This window comes from Streptomyces sp. NPDC086766 (assembly GCF_044746005.1).
GTDB lineage: Bacteria > Actinomycetota > Actinomycetes > Streptomycetales > Streptomycetaceae > Streptomyces.
Window position 1 is genome coordinate 115,150 of sequence record NZ_JBIVBI010000009.1, and the last position, 20,125, is coordinate 135,274.

The following is a 20,125-nucleotide window of genomic DNA, read 5'->3' on the forward strand; positions in this document are numbered from 1 at the left end:
TCCCACCGCGGAAGGAGCCCCGACGCCCGAGGGGACTAGGCTCGAGGCCATGTCTCGAATCGACGGCCGCACCCCCGAACAGCTCCGCCCGATCACCATCGACCGCGGCTGGAGCAAGCACGCCGAGGGCTCCGTCCTCGTCTCCTTCGGCGACACCAAGGTCTTCTGCACCGCCTCCGTCACCGAAGGCGTCCCGCGCTGGCGCAAGGGCAGCGGCGAGGGCTGGGTCACCGCCGAGTACGCCATGCTCCCCCGCTCCACCAACACCCGCGGCGACCGCGAGTCCGTCCGGGGCAAGATCGGCGGCCGCACCCACGAGATCTCCCGCCTCATCGGCCGCTCCCTGCGCTCCGTCGTGGACTACAAGGCACTCGGCGAGAACACCATCGTCCTCGACTGCGACGTCCTCCAGGCCGACGGCGGCACGCGCACGGCGGCCATCACCGGCGCCTACGTCGCCCTGGCCGACGCCGTCACCTGGGCCCAGCGCAAGAAGCTGATCAAGGCCGGCCGCCAGCCGCTGACCGGCACCGTCAGCGCGGTCTCGGTCGGCATCGTCGCCGGTGTCCCGCTGCTCGACCTCTGCTACGAGGAGGACGTCCGGGCCGACACCGACATGAACGTCGTCTGCACCGGCGACGGACGCTTCGTCGAGGTCCAGGGCACCGCGGAGGCCGAGCCCTTCGCCCGCGACGAACTCAACGCCCTCCTCGACCTCGCCGTCGCCGGCTGCACCGACCTGGCCACCATCCAGCGCACGGCCCTCGAGGCGACCCTCACCCGGTAACCCGACGGCACAAGGTAAAGGGCGCCCCAAGAAACGCGCCCGCCCCGGGCAACCCACCCGGCCCCTCCCGCGTCCCTACAGGTACGGGCGTACGGCCCACCGCCGTACGCCCGGCCACGCACCACGCACGGGACCGCCCCCCACGGCGGCCGCACACGGGGAGGGAACCCAGCCATGGCCGCGAGCCGACGCCGACGCCCGGGCCGCACCACCGCCATCGCCGCCGCGGCGGCCGCCGTCGCACTCACCGGCGCGACCCTCACCGGCTGCGCCGCGGTCGACAGGGCGCTGGACTGCGTCCAGACCGCCGACTCCATCGCCGACAGCGTCACCGACCTCCAGCAGGCCGTCGAGAACGCGGCGAACGACCCCACCCAGGCCGACGAGTCCCTCACCGCCATCGAGAAGGACCTGGGCAAGATCGGCGACCGGACCGACAACGCCGACGTCAACAAGGCCGTCGACCACCTGAACAAGGCCGTCCACAACGTCCGCACCGCGATCAGGAACGGCGACCGGACCCCGGACATCACCCCGGTCACGGACGCGGCCGGCGAACTGACCAAGGTCTGCACACCGTAGACGCGACGGCAGGCGCCCACCGGACCGTACGGCCCCGGGCGCCGCGATGACCACGCGCTCCCGAGCCGCCCGCGGCGGCTCCGACGGCCCGCTCGGGGCCGCTCCGGGCAGCCCGCGATACTGGACGGCATGACCCGCTTGATCCTCGCCACCCGCAACGCCGGAAAGATCACCGAACTCAGGGCGATCATCGCCGACGCAGGCCTGCACCACGAACTGATCGGCGCCGACGCCTACCCCGACGTCCCCGACGTCAAGGAGACCGGCGTCACCTTCGCCGAGAACGCCCTGCTCAAGGCCCACGCCCTGGCCCAGGCGACCGGCCTGCCCGCGGTGGCGGACGACTCCGGCCTCTGCGTCGACGTCCTCGGCGGCGCCCCCGGCATCTTCTCGGCCCGCTGGGCCGGCCGCCACGGCGACGACAAGGCCAACCTCGACCTGCTCCTGGCCCAGCTCGCCGACATCGACGAGGCCCACCGCGGCGCCCACTTCGCCTGCGCGGCGGCGCTCGCCCTGCCCGACGGCACGGAACGCGTGGTCGAGGGCCACCTCACCGGCACCCTGCGCCACGCCCCCTCCGGCACCAACGGCTTCGGCTACGACCCGATCCTCCAGCCCGAAGGCGAAACCCGCACCTGCGCCGAACTGACCCCGCCCGAGAAGAACGCCATCAGCCACCGCGGCAAGGCCTTCCGCGCCCTGGTACCGGTGATACGCGAACTGCTGGGCTGACGCACGGAAGAGTCCCGCACCTAAGAATCGAAGGTGCGGGACTCTCATTACCCCATGGGCCCGGTGGGACTCGAACCCACGACACACCGGACCTAAACCGGCGCCCTCTTGCCAGCTGGGGTACGGGCCCGCAGCGCTGCCTACTCTACTGGGCCCCGCGCACGCTTCGCCGCCTGCCTCCGCGACACCAGGTGTCGGTGATCGCATGACAGTTGGGGCAGAGGAACCGGAGGTTCTCGCGCCGGTTGTCGCGCCAGTCCCCGCTGATGTGATCGATCTCCAGTGTCATGGGCTTTCCGCGCCACTCCGGGCCGATCCCGCACCTCTCGCACCGCTCAGGTACACCGTCATCGAGAAGCGCGCGCCGCAACCGCTGGGTCGCGACGCGATGTTCGCCCTTGTGCCGTACCAGGACTTCGTCAGGTCGTTTGGCGTTTCTGCCGGGTTTCCCACGCTGATGCGCCTGCCGAAGGAAGTGCCCGGTCGTCAGCTGCTCCTCGGCGATCCACTCGCGTGCATGGGCTCGTTGAGCACCGTTGTCCGGGCGCCCCAGGCGCCGTAGTACCTCGGCAAGGGACATCGACTCCGCGACCGCTGCTCGCAACTCCTCTGGTGCAGGCCGCTTCTGCCTGTCGCAGGAGCGGAAGTGGGAGACGTCGATGCTGAAATGAGCGAATCGCCTCATGAGGTACTGACGGAGGTAGCTGTATGGCTGTGTATCGAAGAGGGCGATGACCTCGTCGACGTCGGAACACCGAGCTGCCGCCTCGATCAGCCGCTCGCGCGTGTACTTCACCCCACTACTCATCAGGCGCCACCCCGTGTGCGCCGCTTGCCTCGTCCCCGGTAGCTGTCCGTCGTGGAATGGCAGTTGGGACAGAGCAACCGCAGGTTTTCGATGCGGTTGTCGCGCCAGTCGCCACTGATGTGATCGACCTCAAGCGACAGCGCTTCCCCCAGCCAGACCGGCTCGGTGCCGCACATGGCGCAACGCTCATGCACCCCGCACTGCAACATCGCCCGCTTGAGGCGAGTGCTATGGACGCGTCGGGCTTGAGAGGCCGGCCGCTCGACCAGCACGTCCGCCGAAGACCGCCGCTCCTGGTCTGACCTCCCCGGGTCGGCACCCGGAAGTGCGAGGTGTCGATGCCGTACGCCTTGATCCGGCGGCTGATGTGCGTGTGGTGCCCGCCCACCACCTCGAGCCCGAGATGGCGCAGCACCTCGCACATGTTCGTGGAGGCGGCGACCGCGCGCTCGAGAACCTCCCGGGTCCACTTCACCCCCTCCCGCTCGAAGTGCGAGACCTCGATCCCCAGTCTCTTCATCCGCTCCCATACGTACCGCCGCGTAGAGCTTCTCGGATCCACCCCCAGCCTCTCCAGCGCCTCCGACAGCGTCCGCGCCCCGCGAGTCGCCTCCTCCAGCCGCTCTCTGGTGTACGCACTGGCCCCCACCGCATTCCTCCGTTTCCCGGCCACCCGTTCATGGCTCGTACGGAGTAACGAACCGGTTATCGGACAGTCACGCCCCGCAGCCCCCGTGCAACACGAAGCGGCCCGCACCGGTCATGCCGGTGCGGGCCGCCCACGTGAGATCAGATCCCCAGATCCTTGATGATCTTGGCGACGTGGCCGGTCGCCTTGACGTTGTACAGGGCGCGTTCGACCTTGCCGTCCTCGTCGACGACGACCGTGGAGCGGATGACGCCGACGACCGTCTTGCCGTACAGCTTCTTCTCGCCGAAGGCGCCGTAGGCCTCCAGGACCTGCTTGTCGGGGTCGGCGAGCAGGGTGACGCGCAGGTTCTCCTTCTCGCGGAACTTCGCCAGCTTCTCGGGCTTGTCGGGGGAGACGCCGATGACGTCGTAGCCCGCGCCGGCCAGGAGCTCCAGGTTGTCGGTGAAGTCGCAGGCCTGCTTGGTGCATCCGGGGGTGAGGGCGGCCGGGTAGAAGTAGACGATGACCTTGCGGCCCTTGTGGTCGGCCAGGGACACCTCGGTGCCGTCGGCGTCGGGGAGGGTGAAGGCGGGGGCCGTGTCCCCGGGCTGGAGTCGCTCGGTCATCGGGGTCGTCTCCTCGTGCGTCTGTCCTGTGAAGGTGCGGCGGCCATGCCGTCCCGGTCCGAGGGTATCCGGGGGTGCCGACAGTACGGTCGGACGCAGAGCTGACAGACTGTCCCGAACAGGCATCAGTTGACTTCGGAGGCGGAGCGGTGGCGGACACGGCGGACACCAGGACCCCGGCTGAGATCGAGGCGGACATCAGGCGCCGTCGCGAGGTGCTGGCCGAGACGCTCGACGAGATCGGGGTGCGCGTGCACCCGAAGACCATCGTCGGGGACGCCAAGGCCAAGGTCGTCTCCAACATCGACCACACGCTCGGCCGGGCCTATGTGCAGGTCAACCGGGTCGTGACCGATGTGCGGGCGCAGTTCGTGGACGAGGAGGGCGCGCCCCGGCTGGAGCGGATCGTGCCGGTCGCGCTCGTCGCCGTCGGGATCGTCGGGCTGCTCGCCCTGGGCGTGCGGCGGAGCCGGGACTGACGCGGGGACGGCGACCCCAACGGCGTACGGATGTGCTGAAGGCAGGTAGGTTCGAGGGGTGAGCGCCAACAGACATGAGCACAGCACCCACCACGACAAGCTGCCCATCCGCATGCTGCACGACCGTGTGCTCGTGCGGCAGGACACCAGTGAGGGCGAGCGGCGTTCGGGCGGCGGCATCCTGATTCCGGCCACGGCTGCGGTGGGACGCCGGCTGGCCTGGGCGGAGGTCGTCGCGGTGGGGCAGAACGTCCGCACCGTCGAGCCCGGCGACCGGGTGCTGTACGACCCGGAGGACCGCGCCGAGGTGGAGGTGCGGGGCATCCCCTACGTGCTGATGCGCGAGCGCGATCTGCACGCGGTGGCCGCCGACCGATTCGAGGGGTCGGAGGACTCCACCGGGCTGTACCTGTAGGACGCGCGGGCGGGGAACGAAAAGAGGGGCCGGTGACGTGGTCACCGGCCCCTCTCACCGTTCCGTGCCGCCGGCCGGTGTCACGGTTGCCAGGCGGCCGGTGTGCCTCCGGTGCCCGTCGTCGTCCCCCCGTCGCCGTTCGTGCCGTCGGTGGTGCCGGTGGTGTCGCCCGTGGTGCCGCCCGTGGTCGGGGTGGGGCCGGTCGTGCCGCCGGTGGTGTCGCCCGTCGTGCCGCCCGTGGCCCCGCCGCCGGTGGTGCCGCCGTTCGTGCCGTCGGTGGGGGTGCCGCCGGTGGTGCCGCCCGTGGTCGGGGTGGCGCCGGTGGTGCCGTCGGTGGGGGTGCCGGTCTGGCCCTGCGTCGCCCCCGCGTCCTGGCCCTGGGTGTCCTGGCCGCCGGTCGGGGGCCAGGTGCCGCCGTCGCCCTGCCCGCCGGTGCCCGGCGTCTGCCAGGGGTCGGTGGGCGGCAGCGTCTCGTCGGCGCCGTTCTGGAGCTGGAGGTCGAAGTCGGTGGCCGGGGTGTCCTTCAGGGCGTCCCTGGTGAACTGGGACCAGATCTCGGTGGGCGCCCCGCTGCCGTTGATCCGGGGCAGGCCCATCGCGCCGTAGAGCGGCTTGTGGGCGGCGGTCACCGGGTCCTGGCCCATCACGGAGACGACCGTGGCGAGGTCGGGGGTGTACCCGGCGAACCAGGCCGCGGTGTCCTCCTCGGCGGTGCCGGTCTTGCCGGCGGCGGGCCGGCCGACGGCCTGCGCGGGGGTGCCGGTGCCGTTCTGGACGACGCTCTGCAGCACCGCGGTGGTGGTGTCGGCGGCCTCCCGGCTGACCGCCTGCGAGGTGGTCCGCTGCGGCAGCTCGACGACCTCGGCGCCCCCCTTGGTGACCTTCTGGACCATCGTGTACGTGCCGCGCTCCCCGTGGTTGGCGAGCGTCGCGTACGCCTGCGCCATGTCGAGGACGCTGGCGGTGGCCGGGCCGAGGGCGATGGACGGGGTGGCGGTCAGGTCGGGTGTGGTGGCGGGCAGACCGAGGGCGATCGCGGTCTCCTTCACCTTGTCGGGCCCGACGTCGACGGCCATCTGCGCGTACACCGAGTTGACGGACTTGTCCGTCGCCTCGCGGGCGGTGATGTCGCCGTAGGAGCGGCCGTCCTCGTTCTCGGGGGCGTAGGAGCCGTTCCAGCCCTCCACCGGGCGCTCGTTGGTGCCGTCGTAGACGGTGTTGGGGTTGATCACGCGGCCGTCCTGCGTCTCGGAGTGGTTCTGCACGGCCGAGGCGAAGACGAACGGCTTGAAGGTGGAGCCGACCTGGAAGTCGCGGCGGGTGGCGTTGGGCGTGTACTGCTTGACGTAGTCGATGCCGTTGTACATCGCGACGACCTTGCCGGTCTTGGGGTCGATCGCGGCCCCGCCGGCGCGGACGTAGGAGTCCACCTTGCGGTTCTTCGGGTCGAGGCGGGCCATCAGCTGGTCGTCGACGGCCTTGACGAAGGCGTCCTGCTTGCTCTTCTCCAGGGTGGTGGTGATGCGGTAGCCGCCGGCGGCGAGCTGCTCGTCGTCGAGGATCTTGTTGCTCGTGAGGTAGTCCCGGATGATCCGGACCAGGTAGCCGCGCTGCCCGGACATCCCGGCCGAGACGCTGGACTCCTTGGGCATCGGGAACGTGAGCCCGGCCCGCTCGGACCTGGCGAGCCACCCCTGCTTGACCATGCCGTCCAGGACGTAGTTCCAGCGGGCCACGGCCGCGCCCTTGTTCTCCGGGTGGGCGACGACGTCGTACTCGCTGGGCGCGTTGACCAGCGCGGCGAGGTAGGCGGCGCGGGCCGGGTCGAGGTCGGCGGCCTTCATGCCGTAGTAGGCCTGGGCGGCGGCCTGGATGCCGTAGGCGTTGCGGCCGAAGTAGCTGGTGTTGAGGTAGCCCCGGAGGATCTCGTCCTTGGTCTCGGTGCGGTCCAGCTTGATCGCGATGAAGAACTCCTTCACCTTGCGGGTGACGGTCTGTTCCTGGCCCAGGTAGTAGTTCTTGACGTACTGCTGGGTGATCGTGGAACCGGACTGCCTGCCCTTGCCGGTGACGGTGTTCCAGCCGGCCCGCAGCATCGCCTGGGGGTCGACGGCGGACTCGGTGTAGAAGTCGCGGTCCTCGGCGGCCAGGACGGCGTGCTGGGCCTCCTTGGAGATCTGGGCGAGGCCGACGTTCTCCCGGTTGACCACGCCGTCGCGGGCGATCTCGGTGCCGTCGGCGTAGAGGTAGACGTTGCTCTGCTTGAGCGCGAGGGCGTTGGCGGGCGGGATCTCGACCAGGGAGTAGCCGAGGAGGAACCCGCAGATCAGCAGCAGCACGGCCAGGATGAATCCGCCGAACACCATGCGCCAGGTGGGCAGCAGCCGGCGCAGTCCGGTGCGTCCGGGGCGCCTGGCCGTTCCGCTCTCCGCCACGGTCGTCCCGCTCTCCGCCGCGGCCGCCTCGCTCTTCGCCGTGGCTGTCTCGCTCTTCGCCCTGCGCGGGCCGGCCTCCGCCGCGGCCGCCTCGCCGTGCACCGCCCGCGGGATGACTTCCGTCGCGTCCGTCCCGCGGGCGGTGGTGGCGTCCGTCTCGCGGTTCGTCTCACGGGCCGGGGCGTCCGTCTCACGGGCCGGGGCGTCCGTCCCGCGGTCCGGGGCGTCCGTCCCGCGGTCCGCCGTGGGGGTCCCGCTCTCGATCGCGGCCTCCCCGCTCTCCTCGACGCCCGGGCCGCTCTTCGCCGATGCCGTCCCGGGGTCCGGCGTGGGCGGCCTGCCCTCCGCCGCGTCCGGGCCGCCCTCCGCCGCCGCTGCCGCGCCCTCCGCCGCGGGTGCCGCGGGCGGCTCCTCAGCGTCCCGGCCCTCCGCCGGTTCCTGCGGCTGCTGCGGCTGCGCCGGCTGCTGCGGCTGCGGCTCGTCGCTCATCTCGTGCGGGTACTCCTGTTTCGCGTCGTACGCCTCGTAAGCCCATATGCGCCTGCTGCGCCCCTGATGAAGACTCCCGCGCCCCGCGTTCCGTTCCCGGTTCCGGGGAGTTGGGTCCCGACCGGAAAACGCGTGGCACGCCGAGTCAGGTGCGCACTAAGCTCCTGCGCTTCGGTGTCGGCGGACCTTGGAGGGCGGTGGGCGTGGGCGCTGGACGGTTGTACACGGCCGTCGCGGCGGGCGGGTTCAGACGGTATGCGACGTATCGGGCGGCCACGGCGGCCGGGGTGTTCACGAACACGGTGTTCGGCCTGATCCTCGTGTACACGTATCTTGCGCTGTGGGACGTACGGCCGCACCTCGGCGGATACGACCGCGCGCAGGCCGTGACGTACGTGTGGCTGGGGCAGGCGTTCCTCTCGACGCTCGCGATCGGGGGCGGGGGCGTCGAGGCCGAGCTGATGGAGCGCATCCGTACGGGTGATATCGCGATCGACCTGTACCGGCCCGCGGACCTGCAGCTGTGGTGGCTGGCCGCCGATCTGGGCCGGGCGGTGTTCCAGCTGCTGGGCCGGGGCGTGCTCCCCTTCGTCTTCGGGGCGCTGGTCTTCCCGGTGGCGCTGCCCACGGACGTGCGGACCTGGCTGGCGTTCCTGATCGCGGTGGTGCTGGGGATGCTGGTGAGCTTCGGGATCCGGTTCCTGGTGGCGTTGAGCGCGTTCTGGCTGCTGGACGGCAAGGGGGCGCTGCAGATGATGATGATCACCGGGACCTTCTGCTCGGGAATGCTGCTGCCGCTGAACGTCTTCCCGGGCGTGCTCGGCGAAGTCGTACGGGTTCTGCCGTGGTCGTCCCTGCTCCAGGCGCCGGCGGACATTCTGCTGGGACGGGCCGGGGCGCTGGGCACCTACGTCTTCCAGGGGGCGTGGGCGGTGGCGCTGCTGCTGGCGGGGCGCCTGCTGCAGTCGGTGGCGACGCGGCGGGTGGTGGTCCAGGGTGGGTGAGACCCGTGAACCGGGCCCGCGCGCCACGGCGGAGGGGACCGGCGACGGCCCCGCGGGCAGCGGTAGACCGGCGGACGCGAGGGGCGACGGGACCCTGGGCCGGCGCCGGCGTGCCCTGGCGGACGGACTGCGGGCGTACCGGCTGATCGCCGGGATGTGGATCCGGTCCACGATGGCCTACCGGGCCTCGTTCGTGATGACCGCCTTCGGCAACTTCGCGGCGACCACGCTGGACTTCGTGGCGATCCTGCTGATGTTCTCCCGGGTCGACGGCCTCGCCGGCTGGCCGCTGCCCGACGTGGCCTTCCTCTACGGCCTCTCCGCCCTCGCGTTCGGGCTGGCCGACCTCGCGGTCGGCTCGGTGGAGGGGCTGGGGCGGCGGGTCCGGGACGGCACGCTGGACCTGCTGTTCCTGCGGCCCGCGCCGGTGCTCGCGCAGCTCGCGGCGGACCGTTTCGCGCTGCGCCGCCTCGGCCGGATCACGCAGGGGCTGCTCGTGCTGGGCTTCGCGCTGGTCGGGGTCGACGTGGACTGGACCCCGCCGAAGGTGCTGCTGATGCCGGTCATGGTGCTCAGCGGGGCGGTGATCTTCGGCGCGGTGTTCGTGGCCGGCTCGGCCTTCCAGTTCGTCGCGCAGGACGCCTCCGAGGTGCAGAACGCGTTCACCTACGGCGGTGTCACGCTGCTTCAGTACCCGCCGGCGGTGTTCGCGAAAGAGCTGGTGCGCGGGGTGACCTTCGTCCTGCCGCTGGCCTTCGTCAACTGGCTGCCGGCGACCTATGTGCTCGGGCGGCCCTATCCGCTCGCGCTGCCGGCCTGGGCGGCGTTCGCGTCGCCACTGGCGGCCGCGGGCTGCTGCGCGCTGGCGGGGCTGGCCTGGCGGGCGGGGCTGCGGTCGTATCGGAGCACGGGGAGTTGAAGGGGCGTGAGGACGTGAGGGTGGACGGCCGTACGACGGCGGGCGGAGGCGGGCCGGTGGGCGGTGACGGGGCCGGGGACGGCGGCGGATCCGGCGGCGCGGGCGGGGCGGCGGGCGGTGGCTTCATCGAACTCGACCGGGTCGAGAAGGTCTTCGACGTGCGCAAGCGGACCGGGTTCCTCAGGAGCGAGCGGCGGCAGGTGCGGGCGGTGGACTCGCTCTCCTTCACCGTGGCGCGCGGCGAGATGGTCGGTTACATCGGCCCGAACGGTGCGGGCAAGTCGACCACGATCAAGATGCTCACCGGCATCCTGACCCCGAGCGGGGGCCGGCTGCGGGTCGCCGGGATCGACCCCGCGCGCGAGCGGACGCGGCTCGCGCAGCGCATCGGCGTGGTGTTCGGCCAGCGTACGACCCTGTGGTGGGACCTGCCGCTGATCGACTCCTACCGGCTGGCGCACCGCATGTACCGCATCCCCGCGGCGCGTTACCGCGAGAACCTCGACCGCTGCGTCGAACTCCTCGAACTGGGCGGCCTGCTGGACGTGCCGGTCCGGCAACTCTCGCTCGGGCAGCGGATGCGCGGCGACATCGCGGCGGCCCTGCTGCACGATCCGGAGGTGCTCTACCTCGACGAGCCGACGATCGGCCTGGACGTGGTCAGCAAGGCGAAGGTGCGGGAGTTCCTGCGGGACCTGAACGCCGAGCGCGCCACCACGGTGCTGCTGACCACGCACGATCTGCAGGACATCGAGCAGCTGTGCTCGCGGGTCATGGTCATCGACCACGGGCGCCTGATGTACGACGGTCCGCTCGCCGGGCTGCACGAGGCGGGGGAGAGCGAGCGGACGCTGGTGGTCGACCTGGAGCGGGAGATGCCGCCCGTGGAGGTGCCGTCGGCGCGCGTGGTGCGCGTCGAGGGGCCCCGGCAGTGGCTGGCCTTCCCGGCGGGGCAGTCGGCCGCGCCGCTGGTGGCGCGCATCGCCGCCGATTACCCGCTGGTGGACCTGTCCGTGCGGGAGCCGGACATCGAGGCGGTGATCGCCCAGATGTACGCCTCGGCCACGGAACGCGCGCTCCCGTAGCCGCCGCCCTGGCCCGCATGCAGGGGTGCCCGCGGCCGCCGGAACTCGTAGGCTGCTGTGTATGACCGACGATGCTCCTCAGCTGCGCGCCTCCGACGCCGATCGTGAGCGAGTCGCCGAGATCCTTCGGGACGCCCTCGCCGAAGGGCGGCTGGACATGGGGGAGTTCGAGGAGCGGCTGGAGGCCACCTACAAGGCGCGTACCTACGGCGAGTTGGCGCCGATCACCCGGGACCTGCCGGCCGCCGGTGCCACGGCCGGCGCCCTGTCGCTGAGCAAGGAGGCGGCGGGAGCGGGGAGTTGGCCGGGCCGGATCACCGGTGGCGAGGGGTCTTCGGCGTGGGCGGTGGCGGTCATGTCCGGCTTCCAGCGCAAGGGCCGCTGGACGATGCCGAAGCGCTTCCACTGCTTCGCCTTCTGGGGCGGCGGCGAGATCGACCTGCGCGAGGCGAACTTCGCCGACCGCGAGGTGGAGATCAACTGTGTGGCGATCATGGGTGGCGTGCAGGTGATCGTGCCGCCCGGTGTCGAGGTCGTCGTGCGCGGCATCGGTGTCATGGGGGGCTTCGACCACAGCGAGGAGGGTGTTCCGCCGGAGCCGGGCGCCCCGCGCGTGGTGGTGACGGGCTTCGCCTTCTGGGGCGGCGTCGGGGTCGAGCGCAAGCTCACCAGGGCCGAACGCCTCCGCCTGAAGGACGAGCGCCGCCAGGAGCGCCTGGACCGCCGCACCGAACGCCGCGAACTCCACTCCGCCCGCCGCGAGGAGCGCTGGGCTGCCCGCGAGCGGCGCAGGAACGGGCGTACATCCTGACGCGGGGGAGCACGCCCCTGCCGCGGGACCGGCGAGGCGTGAGGAGGAAAAGGCCGGAGCCTTCCAGGGGGTGGATGCCACGGCCTCGAGACCGCCGATTCCCCCACCGCGCCGACGGCCACCTCAGTCGCCGAGGCACTGCCGGCGGTACTCCTGTGGGCTCAGCCCGTACGCGCCGCGGAAGGCCCGGCTGAAGTTCGCCGGGTCGGTGAACCCCCGGCGGGCCGCCAGGGCTCGGATCGTCTGACGTCCGCGCAGCGGGTCCGCGAGGTCGCGGCGACAGTTCTCCAGCCGGCGTTCTCGGATCCAGGCCGAGAGGGTGGTTCTCTCCGCCTCGAAGAGCCGGTGGAGCGACCGGACGGACATGCCGTGCGCAGTCGCGATGGTCGCGGGTGACAGGTGTGGATCGGCGAGGTGCCGCAGCACGAAGTCCCGCACGCGCAGCAGCATCGTCTCTCCCGTGCACGACGGGCCGAGCTCCGGATCGGACTGGAGCTCGTGTGCCAGTACGGCGGCGACGAGGTCCACCGTGATCCCGGACAAGCGGCCCGCGTCGGACCGGGTGAGGACGGCGGCCTGCCGCAGGGTTTGCCGCACGGTAGTGGCCAGCAGCGCACCCATCCCGCTGTGCCCGGACAGCCGACGGGCGGTCAGGCGCCGGACGGCATCGGCGGACAGTTGCAGCGCGTCGCGGGGAAACTGCACCACGATGCCGTCCGCCGTGACGTCGGGCAGGGTCCATGCCCGGAAGGGCACGGAGGTGTCGTACAGCACCAGATCGGTGGGAGCGAGCGAGGCCTGACGGTCCCGCTGCTCGATCCCCGACCGTCCCCGGAGGGTGAGCGACAGCTGCAGCAGATCGGGGTCGGAGCGGCGGATCAGTCGCGCTGTCCTGCGCGCCTCGAAGGACAGACAGCGCACCCGCGAGATCTGTACCGTTCCGAGATCCACCGATGTCATCTCGGCCCAGAAGCCGAGCGCGTCCTCGCTGGCGGCGTGGACCGGCACCACCGAGCGGGCGACGGCCTCCCACCAGAACGAGAAGCGATCGGGCGCCGGAAGTCCGTCCAAGGTGATCACGCTGTACAACTGCACTCCCCCATGAACTGTTTGCGGTCGTCCGTTGAGACGGACATGACCGCCCGGAAGTTGTGGGCCCGGGGGGGGGCCTTCGACACGGCGGGGTCCGGCGCCCCGTGCGTACGCCACGGCGGCGCGGGATGGCTGGCACGCGGCGACACATGTCTGGCACTGCAGCACAAGGACGGGACCGTGCGTCCGGGAAAGACTGTTCGGGACGTCGGGACGGCATGCGGGTCTCCGGCGAACAGCTGGTCCCTTGAGGCGCAGAGAGGAAGGTCACTGGTGTCGAACATCCGGCGACGTATCGGTGTGGTTGTCGCGGGGGCGTCCATCGCCCTGCCCCTGCTGGTGGTCGCAGCGCCGGCCGCTACGGCGAACACGAACTGCGGCAGCTGGCCGGGCAACGGGATCGCCGATCACGACGTGAGGACGCGAACCGTGACACACGGCGGGCGGACGGTGAAGATCGCGTTGGTCAACCAGAGGCTGAGCGACCACTCGTTCGCGGCGATCCGCAGCGGCTACCGGAACGGTGACCAGACCTGGGTGGACCGCTCCAGCGACGGCGGCAGGAACTGGACGCAGTGCGGGCCGTTCAACAGGAAGTTCTCCAACGACTTGAAGAACCTGCACTACTCCATGCGGGCGTGCGCCCGCTTCAACGGGGCGAGCTTCTGCACCGGCTGGTACTACGACAAGGACTGAGCACTCCTCGACGGAGCGCCCCCGGGTCCCGGCCGGTGACCCGGCGCCTCGATGGCGACCCTGCCCTCCTGGGCGCGGCCGGCGGCGAGGAGGTCACCGGCCGGCCGGTGGTACGGGACCCCCGCGGCCGGCTGCCGGCGTCCGGCCCTGCCGAGGCAGGAGAGCCCCGCCCAGGACGACTGCGGCGAGCGGAGCCGTGGCCGGCGACGGGCGCCGCCTACAGCTCCGCCTGGCCCGCGCCCTTCAGGGCCCCGAGGTCGAACACCTGCCCCATTTCCTGGAAGCCCAGGTCGCTCGGGTGCAGGTGGTCGCCCGAGTCGAAGTCGGGCCGCAGGCGGCGCGGGTTGGCCGGGTCCCGCAGCGCCCGGTCGAAGTCGACGACCGCGTCGTACACCCGGCCCGCCCGGATCTGCGCGTTGATCTGCTGCCGGACCGCCTCACGGGCCTCCGTGTAGCCGCGGTGCCCCTGGAAGGGCATGAGCGTCGCGCCGACGACCTTCAGGCCGCGGGCGTGGGCCTGCCGTACGAGCGTGCGCAGCCCCTCGGTGATCCGCACCGGGTCGGCCAGCCGCGGGTTGCGCAGGATGTCGTTGACGCCGAGGTCGATGACGACGACCTTGACGTTCGTGCGTTCCAGCACGTCCCGCCCGAACCGGTTCAGGCCGCTGGGGTTGTCGGCGGGCCGTCCCAGCCCGTCCAGGAGCACCTGGTTGCCGCTGATGCCCTCGTTGACCACGCTGTAGCGCGGCACGTTCCGGCCCGCCTGCACCTCGGCCCGCAGCCGGTCGGACAGCACGTCGGTCCAGCGGCGGTTGGCGTCCATGGTGGAGGTGATGCCGTCGGTGATCGAGTCGCCGAGGACGACGACCGTGCCCGCGGACTCGTTGCTGAGGACGTCCAGCGCGGTCAGGTAGCGCCAGTGATTCGTCCGCTCCGTGTACGGCACCCCGGTCACGTCCTCGGCGCGGTCGCCCTGGGCGACGTAGGAGATCTGACGTGCGTGCGGGTGGTACGTGACCGGTCCGGACGGGGTGGGGGAGTACGTGGTGACCAGGACGTTGCCGCCCTGCGGGACGGCGACGCGCACGGCGTCGCTCATCACCTGCCCGCCGGCCGGGACCACCACGGAGGCGGCGCCGGAGAAGGTGAGTCGCCGCATGGTGCCCGTCGTGGCGGCCGCGGTGTCACCCGCGGCGACCGCGAGCGAGGCGTGCGTGACGGTCAGCGGCGACTGGCCGTAGAGATTCGACAGCGTGATGCGGGCACTCGTCCCCCCGACGCTCGCGTGCACGACGTTGCGCACCGAGCGGCCCGCCAGGCCCGCGGTCTCGGTGCCCGGCTCGGCGCCGGCCGGCGAGGTGGACCAGGAGCCCACCCAGGTGCCGGTGGAGGCCGGGGCGGCGGGATTGCGCGGGGCACGGTCGGCGGCGACGGAGGGCGGGGGCGCGCCGTCGCCGGACGTGACGGACACGTAGAAGGCGGTCGACACAACCGCGATCAGCGCGACGATGGCGGCAGGCAGGGCGCGGTGTTTGGCGGGGGCTACGGGCAGCGGCTGCTGCGTGGCCGGCCCCACGCCGCCGACGTGACGCTTGGTCATGCGGGCGTTGTTCTCCTCGGGCGATGGGAGCCGGGGGCTCCGATCTGATGAGTTCATGATGCGTCATGAACGCGGGGGAGTTGACAGGGCCCTGCCTGATTCTCCCCCACCGACAGACGCCGGGAACTCTGGTTCCGTTCCGGAAGTCGCTCAGGAAGGGACAATTGTGTGCGGGATCACCGGACAGGCGGAGCGTATGGAACGTACGAAACCGGAATCAGCGACCGATCGGGCGACGGGCGCCGCCCGCGCGCCCCGGCAGGCGGCCGCGCAGGCGGCCTCGTACCGCGCGATGACCGTGTTCAGCGCCGCGGACGAGGAGCGCCGGCGCGGGGTGCGCCGGATGAAGCTGACCGCGACCGGGCTGCTGCTGGCCGTGGCCGTCGTGTACGTCCTCGCCAAGTGGGGCCAGGGCGCGGGCGCCGGCGGATGGACGGCGTACGTCGCGGCGGCCGCCGAGGCGGGCATGGTCGGCGCGCTGGCCGACTGGTTCGCGGTCACCGCCCTCTTCCGCCACCCCCTCGGCCTGCCCATCCCGCACACCGCGATCATCCCCACCAAGAAGGACCAGCTCGGCATCTCCCTGGGTGAGTTCGTCGGGGAGAACTTCCTCTCCGAGGACGTCGTGCGCGAGCGGCTGCGCGCCGTCGGCATCGGCAGCCGCCTCGGCGCCTGGCTCGCCGTCCCCGAGCACGCCGACCGCGTGACCGCGGAACTGGCCACCGCGCTGCGCGGCGCCCTGACGGTGCTGCGCGACTCCGACGTCCAGGCGGTGGTCGGCGAGGCGATCACCCGCCGGGCCAACGCCCAGGAGATCGGCCCCGGCATCGGAAAGATGCTGGAGAAGGTCGTCGCCGACGGCGGCCACAAGCGGGTCGTCGACCTCGTCGTCTCCCGCGCGCACGACTGGCTGGTGCTGCACAGCGACTCGGTGATGGCCGCCGTGCAGGGCGGCGCGCCCGGCTGGACGCCGAGGTTCGTCGACAAGAAGGTCGGCGAGCGGGTCTACAAGGAGCTGCTGCGCTTCACCACCGAGATGCGCGACATGCCCTCCCACCCGGCGCGCGGCGCCCTCGACCGGTTCCTCACCGACTTCGCCGGCGACCTCCAGTCCGACACCGAGACCCGCGCGCGGGTCGAACGGCTCAAGGGCGAGGTGCTCGGCCGCGGCGAGGTGCAGGACCTGATCGCCTCCGCCTGGACCGCCGTACGATCCATGATCGTCTCGGCGGCGGAGGACGAGCGCAGCGAGCTGCGGACGCGGGTGCGCGCCTCCCTGCTGTCCCTGGGTGCCCGCACGGCGGTCGACTCCCGGGCGCAGGGCAAGGTCGACCGCTGGGTCGAGGGCGCGGCGGTGTACGTGGTCACGACCTACCGCAGGGAGATCACCTCCCTGATCACCGACACGGTCGCGAGCTGGGACGCCGAGCACACCACCCGCAAGATCGAGGCCCACATCGGCCGCGACCTCCAGTTCATCCGCATCAACGGCACGGTCGTGGGCTCCCTGGCGGGCCTGCTGATCTACGCGGTGTCGCGGGCGGTGGGGGCGTGAGACGCGCACCGGCGTAGCCCACCCCCTGCGCCCCCGGCGTCTTCCGCCCCGGCGTAAAGCCGCAGCGCCCGGGCACCCGATGGTGGTTCCGCTCGCTGAGGAGGGAGCCCATGGCCACCACGCAGGCCGAGACCGGCCGAACCATAACCACCAACATCCCCGCCCGCCTCGACCGGCTGCCCTGGTCGCGCTGGCACTGGACGATCGTCATCGGTCTCGGCACCGTGTGGATCCTCGACGGTCTCGAAGTCACCGTCGTCGGCAACATCGCCGGCCGTCTGTCGGAGCCCGGCAGCGGCCTCGCCATCAGCTCCGCCCAGGTCACCGGCCTCGCCGCCGCCCTGTACGTGGCGGGCGCGTGCCTCGGAGCCCTGTTCTGGGGGCGCCTGACCGACCGCTTCGGCCGTAAGAAGCTGTTCATGATCACCCTGGCGGTCTATCTCGGGGCCACCGCGCTGACCGCGGTGTCCTTCAGCGCCTGGTGGTTCCTCGCCTTCCGCTTCCTCACCGGCTTCGGCATCGGCGGCGAGTACGCGGCCATCAACTCCGCCATCGACGAGCTCATCCCGGCGAAGTACCGCGGCCGCGTCGACCTGATGATCAACGGCAGCTTCTGGGTGGGCGCCGTCGGCGGCTCCCTGCTGTCGATCTTCGCGCTGAACACCGACTTCCTGGCCGCGAACGTCGGCTGGCGGCTGACCTTCGCCCTCGGCGCCGTCCTCGCCCTGGTCATCCTCCTCGTACGGCGGCACGTCCCCGAGAGCCCGCGCTGGCTGCTGATCCACGGCAGGGACCGCGAGGCCGAAGAGGTGGTCTCCTCGATCGAGAGCCGGGTCCGGGCCGAGCAGAGCGAACCGCTCGTGGAGCCGGACGCCGAGATCACCATCCACCAGCGCCGCAGCGTCTCCTTCCTGGAGATCGCCCGCACGGTCTTCGCCGACTACCGCAAGCGGGCCGTCCTCGGCTTCTCCCTCTTCATCGGCCAGGCGTTCCTCTACAACGCGATCACCTTCGGCTTCGGCGCGATCCTCACGAAGTTCTTCGACGTCCCCGCCGACCACACCGGCTACTACTTCGCCGTCATCGCGGTCGGCAACTTCGCGGGCCCGCTGCTCCTCGGCAAGCTCTTCGACACGATCGGCCGCCGGGTGATGATCGCGTCGACGTACCTGCTCTCCGGTCTGCTGCTGTTCGGCACGGCCTGGCTGTTCGACCAGGGCGCGCTCGGCGCCGGGACGCTCACGGCGTGCTGGTGCGCGGTGCTGTTCTTCGCCTCGGCCGGCGCCTCCAGCGCCTACCTGACCGTGTCCGAGATCTTCCCGATGGAGACCCGGGCGATGTCCATCGCCTTCTTCTACGCCCTCGGCACCGCGGCCGGCGGCATCAGCGGCCCGCTGCTGTTCGCCGACCTCACCGGCACCGGCAAGGTCGGCGACACGGTCCTCGCCTTCGAGATCGGCGCCGCCCTGATGTGCGCGGCGGGCCTGGTGGCCGCGTTCCTCGCGGTCAACGCCGAGCGCCGGTCCCTGGAGGACATCGCCAAGCCGCTGACGGCGGTGACGCAGAAGGCGAAGGCGGCCTCCACGCGCAGGGGAGCCGTCGCGCCGGAGGCGCCGGGCTCGGCCTGACGCCACGGGAAGCCGTTCCGGGCTTCCGGTCGTCACGAGTGACGAGCGAGCAGCGGGTGTGACCCAGGTCATGCCCGCTGCTCGCGTGCTGCTGTCACATCCCGCGGCCGCGTTCCGTCGTATCTGTGCAGCCGTCGAGCGAAGCTCGCAACGAAGCACCTCACAGACGCAGATACAGGCGCCGACGCAGATATGGGCGCCGACGCCGACGCCGACCAAGGAGACCACGATGGAAGCCCGCCTCAACGCCTTCGCCAACCCCGTCGCGACCAAGTTCCTCCGATACATCAACTCGGCGGGCAAGGTCCTGTCGGACTCGACCCTCCCCGCGGCGACACAGGAACTGGTGAAGCTCCGCGCCAGCCAGATCAACGGCTGCGGCTTCTGCACCGACATGCACTACAAGGACGCCGTGCACGCCGGGGAGAGCCCGTCGCGCCTCAACCTGGTCGCCGCCTGGCGCGAGGCGAAGGTCTTCACGGAGGCCGAGCGCGCGGCCCTGGAACTCACCGAGCAGGGCACCCGCATCGCCGACGCGGCAGGCGGGGTCACCGACGCGGCCTGGGAGAACGCGGCCAAGCACTACGACGAGGACCAGCTCGCCGCTCTGGTCGGCCTGATCGCCCTGATCAACACCTACAACCGGATGAACGTCATCGTCCAGCAGCCGGCGGGCGACTACGAGCCGGGCATGTTCGACTGACCCCGGGTGGCCCACCCATCCGCCGACGGCGGCCGCCTCCGAGGGGGCTCGGCCGCCGTCACCGTAGGGCGATTCGCTGTCAGGGGCGCGGACATACCCGCGGACCCAGCCGCCTCCCGAAGTCGCCCCCTCTACCTCACCCGCGCCGGTCGGCGACGGCCCAGGAGGCCAGTGCCATGGCTCCGGCGACCCCGAACACGGACGGCCAGGCGCCGACCTTCTTGGCCAGCGGGTGCGACCCGGCGAAGGCGGCCACGTACGCGGCCGTCAGCGCCCCCGCGGCCTTGCCGCCCGCCCGCTCCTGCCACTGCCGCGCGGCCGCGGCCCCCGCGACGGCCAGCACGGCCCCGCCCAGCGGCCGCTTCCGCGTCCAGCGCGCCACGCCGTACCCGCCGACCAGCCCGCCCGCGGCGACCACCGCGCTCGAAACCTTCGCCATGAGATGCCTCCTACGTCCCGTTTCGGATGGCAGGAAGGCTATCCACGGAACGCCGTCCAGCCCGAACCTGAGCCCGAGCTTGTCAACTTTCCTCCTCCGCGCTATATAAGAAGCCGAAGGGCATCGCACCCAGTACCGACGAAGGGAGTGACCTGTGATGCTCATGCGTACCGACCCGTTCCGCGACCTCGACCGACTCGCGCAGCAGGTCTTCGGTTCCGCCACCCGCCCGGCCGCGATGGCGATGGACGCCTATCGGTCCGGTGACGACTTCATCGTCCACTTCGACCTTCCGGGCGTGGACCCCGAGACCATCGACCTCGACGTCGAACGGAACGTGCTCAGCATCCGCGCCGAGCGGAGGTCCCCCGCCCCCGAGGGCGCGGAACTGATCGCCAACGAACGCCCCACGGGCACCTTCACCCGCCAGCTCTTCCTCGGCGACACCCTCGACACGGACCGCATCGACGCGTCCTACGCCTCCGGCGTCCTGACCCTGCGCATCCCGGTGGCCGAGCAGGCCAAGCCCCGCAAGATCCAGATCACCGGGGGCGACGACCGCAGGCAGCTCAGCGGCTGACCGCACCCCGCCGAAAGCGTCCCGCAGGC

Annotated in this window: 20 protein-coding genes, 1 tRNA gene and 1 pseudogene; 14 read left to right on the forward strand and 8 right to left on the reverse strand. The window is 71.6% G+C overall.

Translation table 11 applies throughout. The features are described from left to right. Positions 1–49 precede the first annotated feature (49 nt). The 3 genes from rph to rdgB all read left to right on the forward strand — a co-directional run bounded on the left by rph (position 50) and on the right by rdgB (position 2,101). Positions 50–787 (forward strand): ribonuclease PH, encoded by a 738-nt coding sequence (gene rph / locus ACIPM1_RS18640; protein WP_402435711.1) that lies wholly within the window; start codon positions 50–52, stop codon positions 785–787. 174 nt (positions 788–961) lie between these two features. After that, positions 962–1,369: a hypothetical protein gene (locus ACIPM1_RS18645; protein ID WP_356193013.1), complete on the forward strand. Its 408-nt coding sequence runs from the start codon at positions 962–964 to the stop codon at positions 1,367–1,369. 129 nt (positions 1,370–1,498) lie between these two features. Continuing rightward, positions 1,499–2,101: an RdgB/HAM1 family non-canonical purine NTP pyrophosphatase gene (gene rdgB / locus ACIPM1_RS18650; RefSeq protein WP_402435714.1), complete on the forward strand. Its 603-nt coding sequence runs from the start codon at positions 1,499–1,501 to the stop codon at positions 2,099–2,101. 55 nt (positions 2,102–2,156) lie between these two features. Here rdgB and ACIPM1_RS18655 read toward each other — a convergent pair. The 4 genes and pseudogenes from ACIPM1_RS18655 to bcp all read right to left on the reverse strand — a co-directional run bounded on the left by ACIPM1_RS18655 (position 2,157) and on the right by bcp (position 4,166). Continuing rightward, positions 2,157–2,231, reverse strand: a tRNA-Leu gene (locus ACIPM1_RS18655). Between the two features lie 15 nt (positions 2,232–2,246). Beyond that, positions 2,247–2,909 carry an HNH endonuclease gene (locus ACIPM1_RS18660; RefSeq protein WP_402435717.1) on the reverse strand — a complete coding sequence of 221 codons (663 nt, stop codon included), beginning with the start codon at positions 2,907–2,909 and terminating at the stop codon, positions 2,247–2,249. Beyond that, positions 2,909–3,558: pseudogene (locus ACIPM1_RS18665) on the reverse strand (HNH endonuclease signature motif containing protein). The gene ACIPM1_RS18660 and the pseudogene ACIPM1_RS18665 overlap by 1 nt, the downstream one beginning before the upstream one ends. Before the next feature lie 140 nt (positions 3,559–3,698). Further along, entirely contained in the window at positions 3,699–4,166 is a 468-nt protein-coding gene (gene bcp, locus ACIPM1_RS18670; RefSeq protein WP_356193020.1) for a thioredoxin-dependent thiol peroxidase, read from the reverse strand. A 149-nt stretch (positions 4,167–4,315) separates the two neighbouring features. Between bcp and ACIPM1_RS18675 the strand changes: the two genes are divergently transcribed. Further along, a complete protein-coding gene (locus ACIPM1_RS18675; protein WP_392195033.1) occupies positions 4,316–4,645 on the forward strand; it encodes a DUF3618 domain-containing protein in 330 nt (109 codons plus the stop codon). Positions 4,646–4,703: 58 nt separating this feature from the next. Then, a complete protein-coding gene (locus ACIPM1_RS18680; RefSeq protein ID WP_402435722.1) occupies positions 4,704–5,060 on the forward strand; it encodes a GroES family chaperonin in 357 nt (118 codons plus the stop codon). Between the two features lie 80 nt (positions 5,061–5,140). Here ACIPM1_RS18680 and ACIPM1_RS18685 read toward each other — a convergent pair whose 3' ends face one another. Further along, the gene (locus ACIPM1_RS18685) at positions 5,141–7,984 is read right to left on the reverse strand and encodes a transglycosylase domain-containing protein (RefSeq protein ID WP_402435725.1); all 2,844 of its coding nucleotides are present in this window, start codon (positions 7,982–7,984) and stop codon (positions 5,141–5,143) included. 203 nt (positions 7,985–8,187) lie between these two features. Between ACIPM1_RS18685 and ACIPM1_RS18690 the strand changes: the two genes are divergently transcribed. The 4 genes from ACIPM1_RS18690 (at position 8,188) to ACIPM1_RS18705 (ending at position 11,803) form a co-directional block, all read left to right on the forward strand. Further along, on the forward strand, positions 8,188–8,988 hold the full coding sequence (locus tag ACIPM1_RS18690; RefSeq protein ID WP_402435728.1) for an ABC transporter permease: 801 nt from the start codon (positions 8,188–8,190) through the stop codon (positions 8,986–8,988). Positions 8,989–9,082: 94 nt separating this feature from the next. After that, entirely contained in the window at positions 9,083–9,907 is an 825-nt protein-coding gene (locus ACIPM1_RS18695; protein ID WP_402436099.1) for an ABC transporter permease, read from the forward strand. A 56-nt stretch (positions 9,908–9,963) separates the two neighbouring features. Continuing rightward, complete coding sequence (locus tag ACIPM1_RS18700; RefSeq protein ID WP_402436101.1) at positions 9,964–10,992, forward strand: ATP-binding cassette domain-containing protein; 1,029 nt, start codon at positions 9,964–9,966, stop codon at positions 10,990–10,992. 61 nt (positions 10,993–11,053) lie between these two features. Continuing rightward, a complete protein-coding gene (locus ACIPM1_RS18705; RefSeq protein ID WP_402435733.1) occupies positions 11,054–11,803 on the forward strand; it encodes a DUF1707 domain-containing protein in 750 nt (249 codons plus the stop codon). Positions 11,804–11,926: 123 nt separating this feature from the next. Here ACIPM1_RS18705 and ACIPM1_RS18710 read toward each other — a convergent pair whose 3' ends face one another. Then, entirely contained in the window at positions 11,927–12,874 is a 948-nt protein-coding gene (locus tag ACIPM1_RS18710; protein WP_402435736.1) for a helix-turn-helix domain-containing protein, read from the reverse strand. 294 nt (positions 12,875–13,168) lie between these two features. Here ACIPM1_RS18710 and ACIPM1_RS18715 point away from each other — a divergent pair, with 294 nt between their 5' ends. Next, positions 13,169–13,591, forward strand: a complete 423-nt coding sequence (locus ACIPM1_RS18715; protein ID WP_356195624.1) for a hypothetical protein — start codon at positions 13,169–13,171, stop codon at positions 13,589–13,591. Between the two features lie 217 nt (positions 13,592–13,808). Here the strand turns inward: ACIPM1_RS18715 and ACIPM1_RS18720 are convergent, their stop codons facing one another. Next, positions 13,809–15,191, reverse strand: coding sequence for an SGNH/GDSL hydrolase family protein (locus ACIPM1_RS18720; protein ID WP_402435740.1), 1,383 nt, complete (start codon positions 15,189–15,191; stop codon positions 13,809–13,811). A 292-nt stretch (positions 15,192–15,483) separates the two neighbouring features. On the opposite strand from ACIPM1_RS18720, the gene ACIPM1_RS18725 reads away from it, so the two are divergent. The 3 genes from ACIPM1_RS18725 to ACIPM1_RS18735 all read left to right on the forward strand — a co-directional run bounded on the left by ACIPM1_RS18725 (position 15,484) and on the right by ACIPM1_RS18735 (position 19,077). Beyond that, on the forward strand, positions 15,484–16,746 hold the full coding sequence (locus ACIPM1_RS18725) for a DUF445 domain-containing protein (protein ID WP_356195633.1): 1,263 nt from the start codon (positions 15,484–15,486) through the stop codon (positions 16,744–16,746). A 110-nt stretch (positions 16,747–16,856) separates the two neighbouring features. Next, positions 16,857–18,374, forward strand: coding sequence for an MFS transporter (locus ACIPM1_RS18730; RefSeq protein WP_402435743.1), 1,518 nt, complete (start codon positions 16,857–16,859; stop codon positions 18,372–18,374). Between the two features lie 229 nt (positions 18,375–18,603). Then, a complete protein-coding gene (locus ACIPM1_RS18735; protein ID WP_402435746.1) occupies positions 18,604–19,077 on the forward strand; it encodes a carboxymuconolactone decarboxylase family protein in 474 nt (157 codons plus the stop codon). Positions 19,078–19,213: 136 nt separating this feature from the next. Here ACIPM1_RS18735 and ACIPM1_RS18740 read toward each other — a convergent pair whose 3' ends face one another. Then, positions 19,214–19,516 (reverse strand): hypothetical protein, encoded by a 303-nt coding sequence (locus ACIPM1_RS18740; RefSeq protein WP_402435749.1) that lies wholly within the window; start codon positions 19,514–19,516, stop codon positions 19,214–19,216. A gap of 157 nt (positions 19,517–19,673) precedes the next feature. Here ACIPM1_RS18740 and ACIPM1_RS18745 point away from each other — a divergent pair, with 157 nt between their 5' ends. Continuing rightward, positions 19,674–20,096: an Hsp20/alpha crystallin family protein gene (locus tag ACIPM1_RS18745; protein ID WP_402435752.1), complete on the forward strand. Its 423-nt coding sequence runs from the start codon at positions 19,674–19,676 to the stop codon at positions 20,094–20,096. The last annotated feature ends 29 nt before the right edge of the window (positions 20,097–20,125 follow it).

What these genes read in the sequence shown, in the direction of transcription:
- rph (WP_402435711.1), top strand. Translation starts at nt 50, where the DNA reads ATGTCTCGAATCGACGGCCGCACCCCCGAACAGCTCCGCCCGATCACC.
- ACIPM1_RS18645 (WP_356193013.1), top strand. Translation starts at nt 962, where the DNA reads ATGGCCGCGAGCCGACGCCGACGCCCGGGCCGCACCACCGCCATCGCC.
- rdgB (WP_402435714.1), top strand. Translation starts at nt 1,499, where the DNA reads ATGACCCGCTTGATCCTCGCCACCCGCAACGCCGGAAAGATCACCGAA.
- ACIPM1_RS18660 (WP_402435717.1), bottom strand. Translation starts at nt 2,909, where the DNA reads ATGAGTAGTGGGGTGAAGTACACGCGCGAGCGGCTGATCGAGGCGGCA.
- bcp (WP_356193020.1), bottom strand. Translation starts at nt 4,166, where the DNA reads ATGACCGAGCGACTCCAGCCCGGGGACACGGCCCCCGCCTTCACCCTC.
- ACIPM1_RS18685 (WP_402435725.1), bottom strand. Translation starts at nt 7,984, where the DNA reads ATGAGCGACGAGCCGCAGCCGCAGCAGCCGGCGCAGCCGCAGCAGCCG.
- ACIPM1_RS18705 (WP_402435733.1), top strand. Translation starts at nt 11,054, where the DNA reads ATGACCGACGATGCTCCTCAGCTGCGCGCCTCCGACGCCGATCGTGAG.
- ACIPM1_RS18720 (WP_402435740.1), bottom strand. Translation starts at nt 15,191, where the DNA reads ATGACCAAGCGTCACGTCGGCGGCGTGGGGCCGGCCACGCAGCAGCCG.
- ACIPM1_RS18725 (WP_356195633.1), top strand. Translation starts at nt 15,484, where the DNA reads ATGACCGTGTTCAGCGCCGCGGACGAGGAGCGCCGGCGCGGGGTGCGC.
- ACIPM1_RS18730 (WP_402435743.1), top strand. Translation starts at nt 16,857, where the DNA reads ATGGCCACCACGCAGGCCGAGACCGGCCGAACCATAACCACCAACATC.
- ACIPM1_RS18735 (WP_402435746.1), top strand. Translation starts at nt 18,604, where the DNA reads ATGGAAGCCCGCCTCAACGCCTTCGCCAACCCCGTCGCGACCAAGTTC.
- ACIPM1_RS18740 (WP_402435749.1), bottom strand. Translation starts at nt 19,516, where the DNA reads ATGGCGAAGGTTTCGAGCGCGGTGGTCGCCGCGGGCGGGCTGGTCGGC.
- ACIPM1_RS18745 (WP_402435752.1), top strand. Translation starts at nt 19,674, where the DNA reads ATGCTCATGCGTACCGACCCGTTCCGCGACCTCGACCGACTCGCGCAG.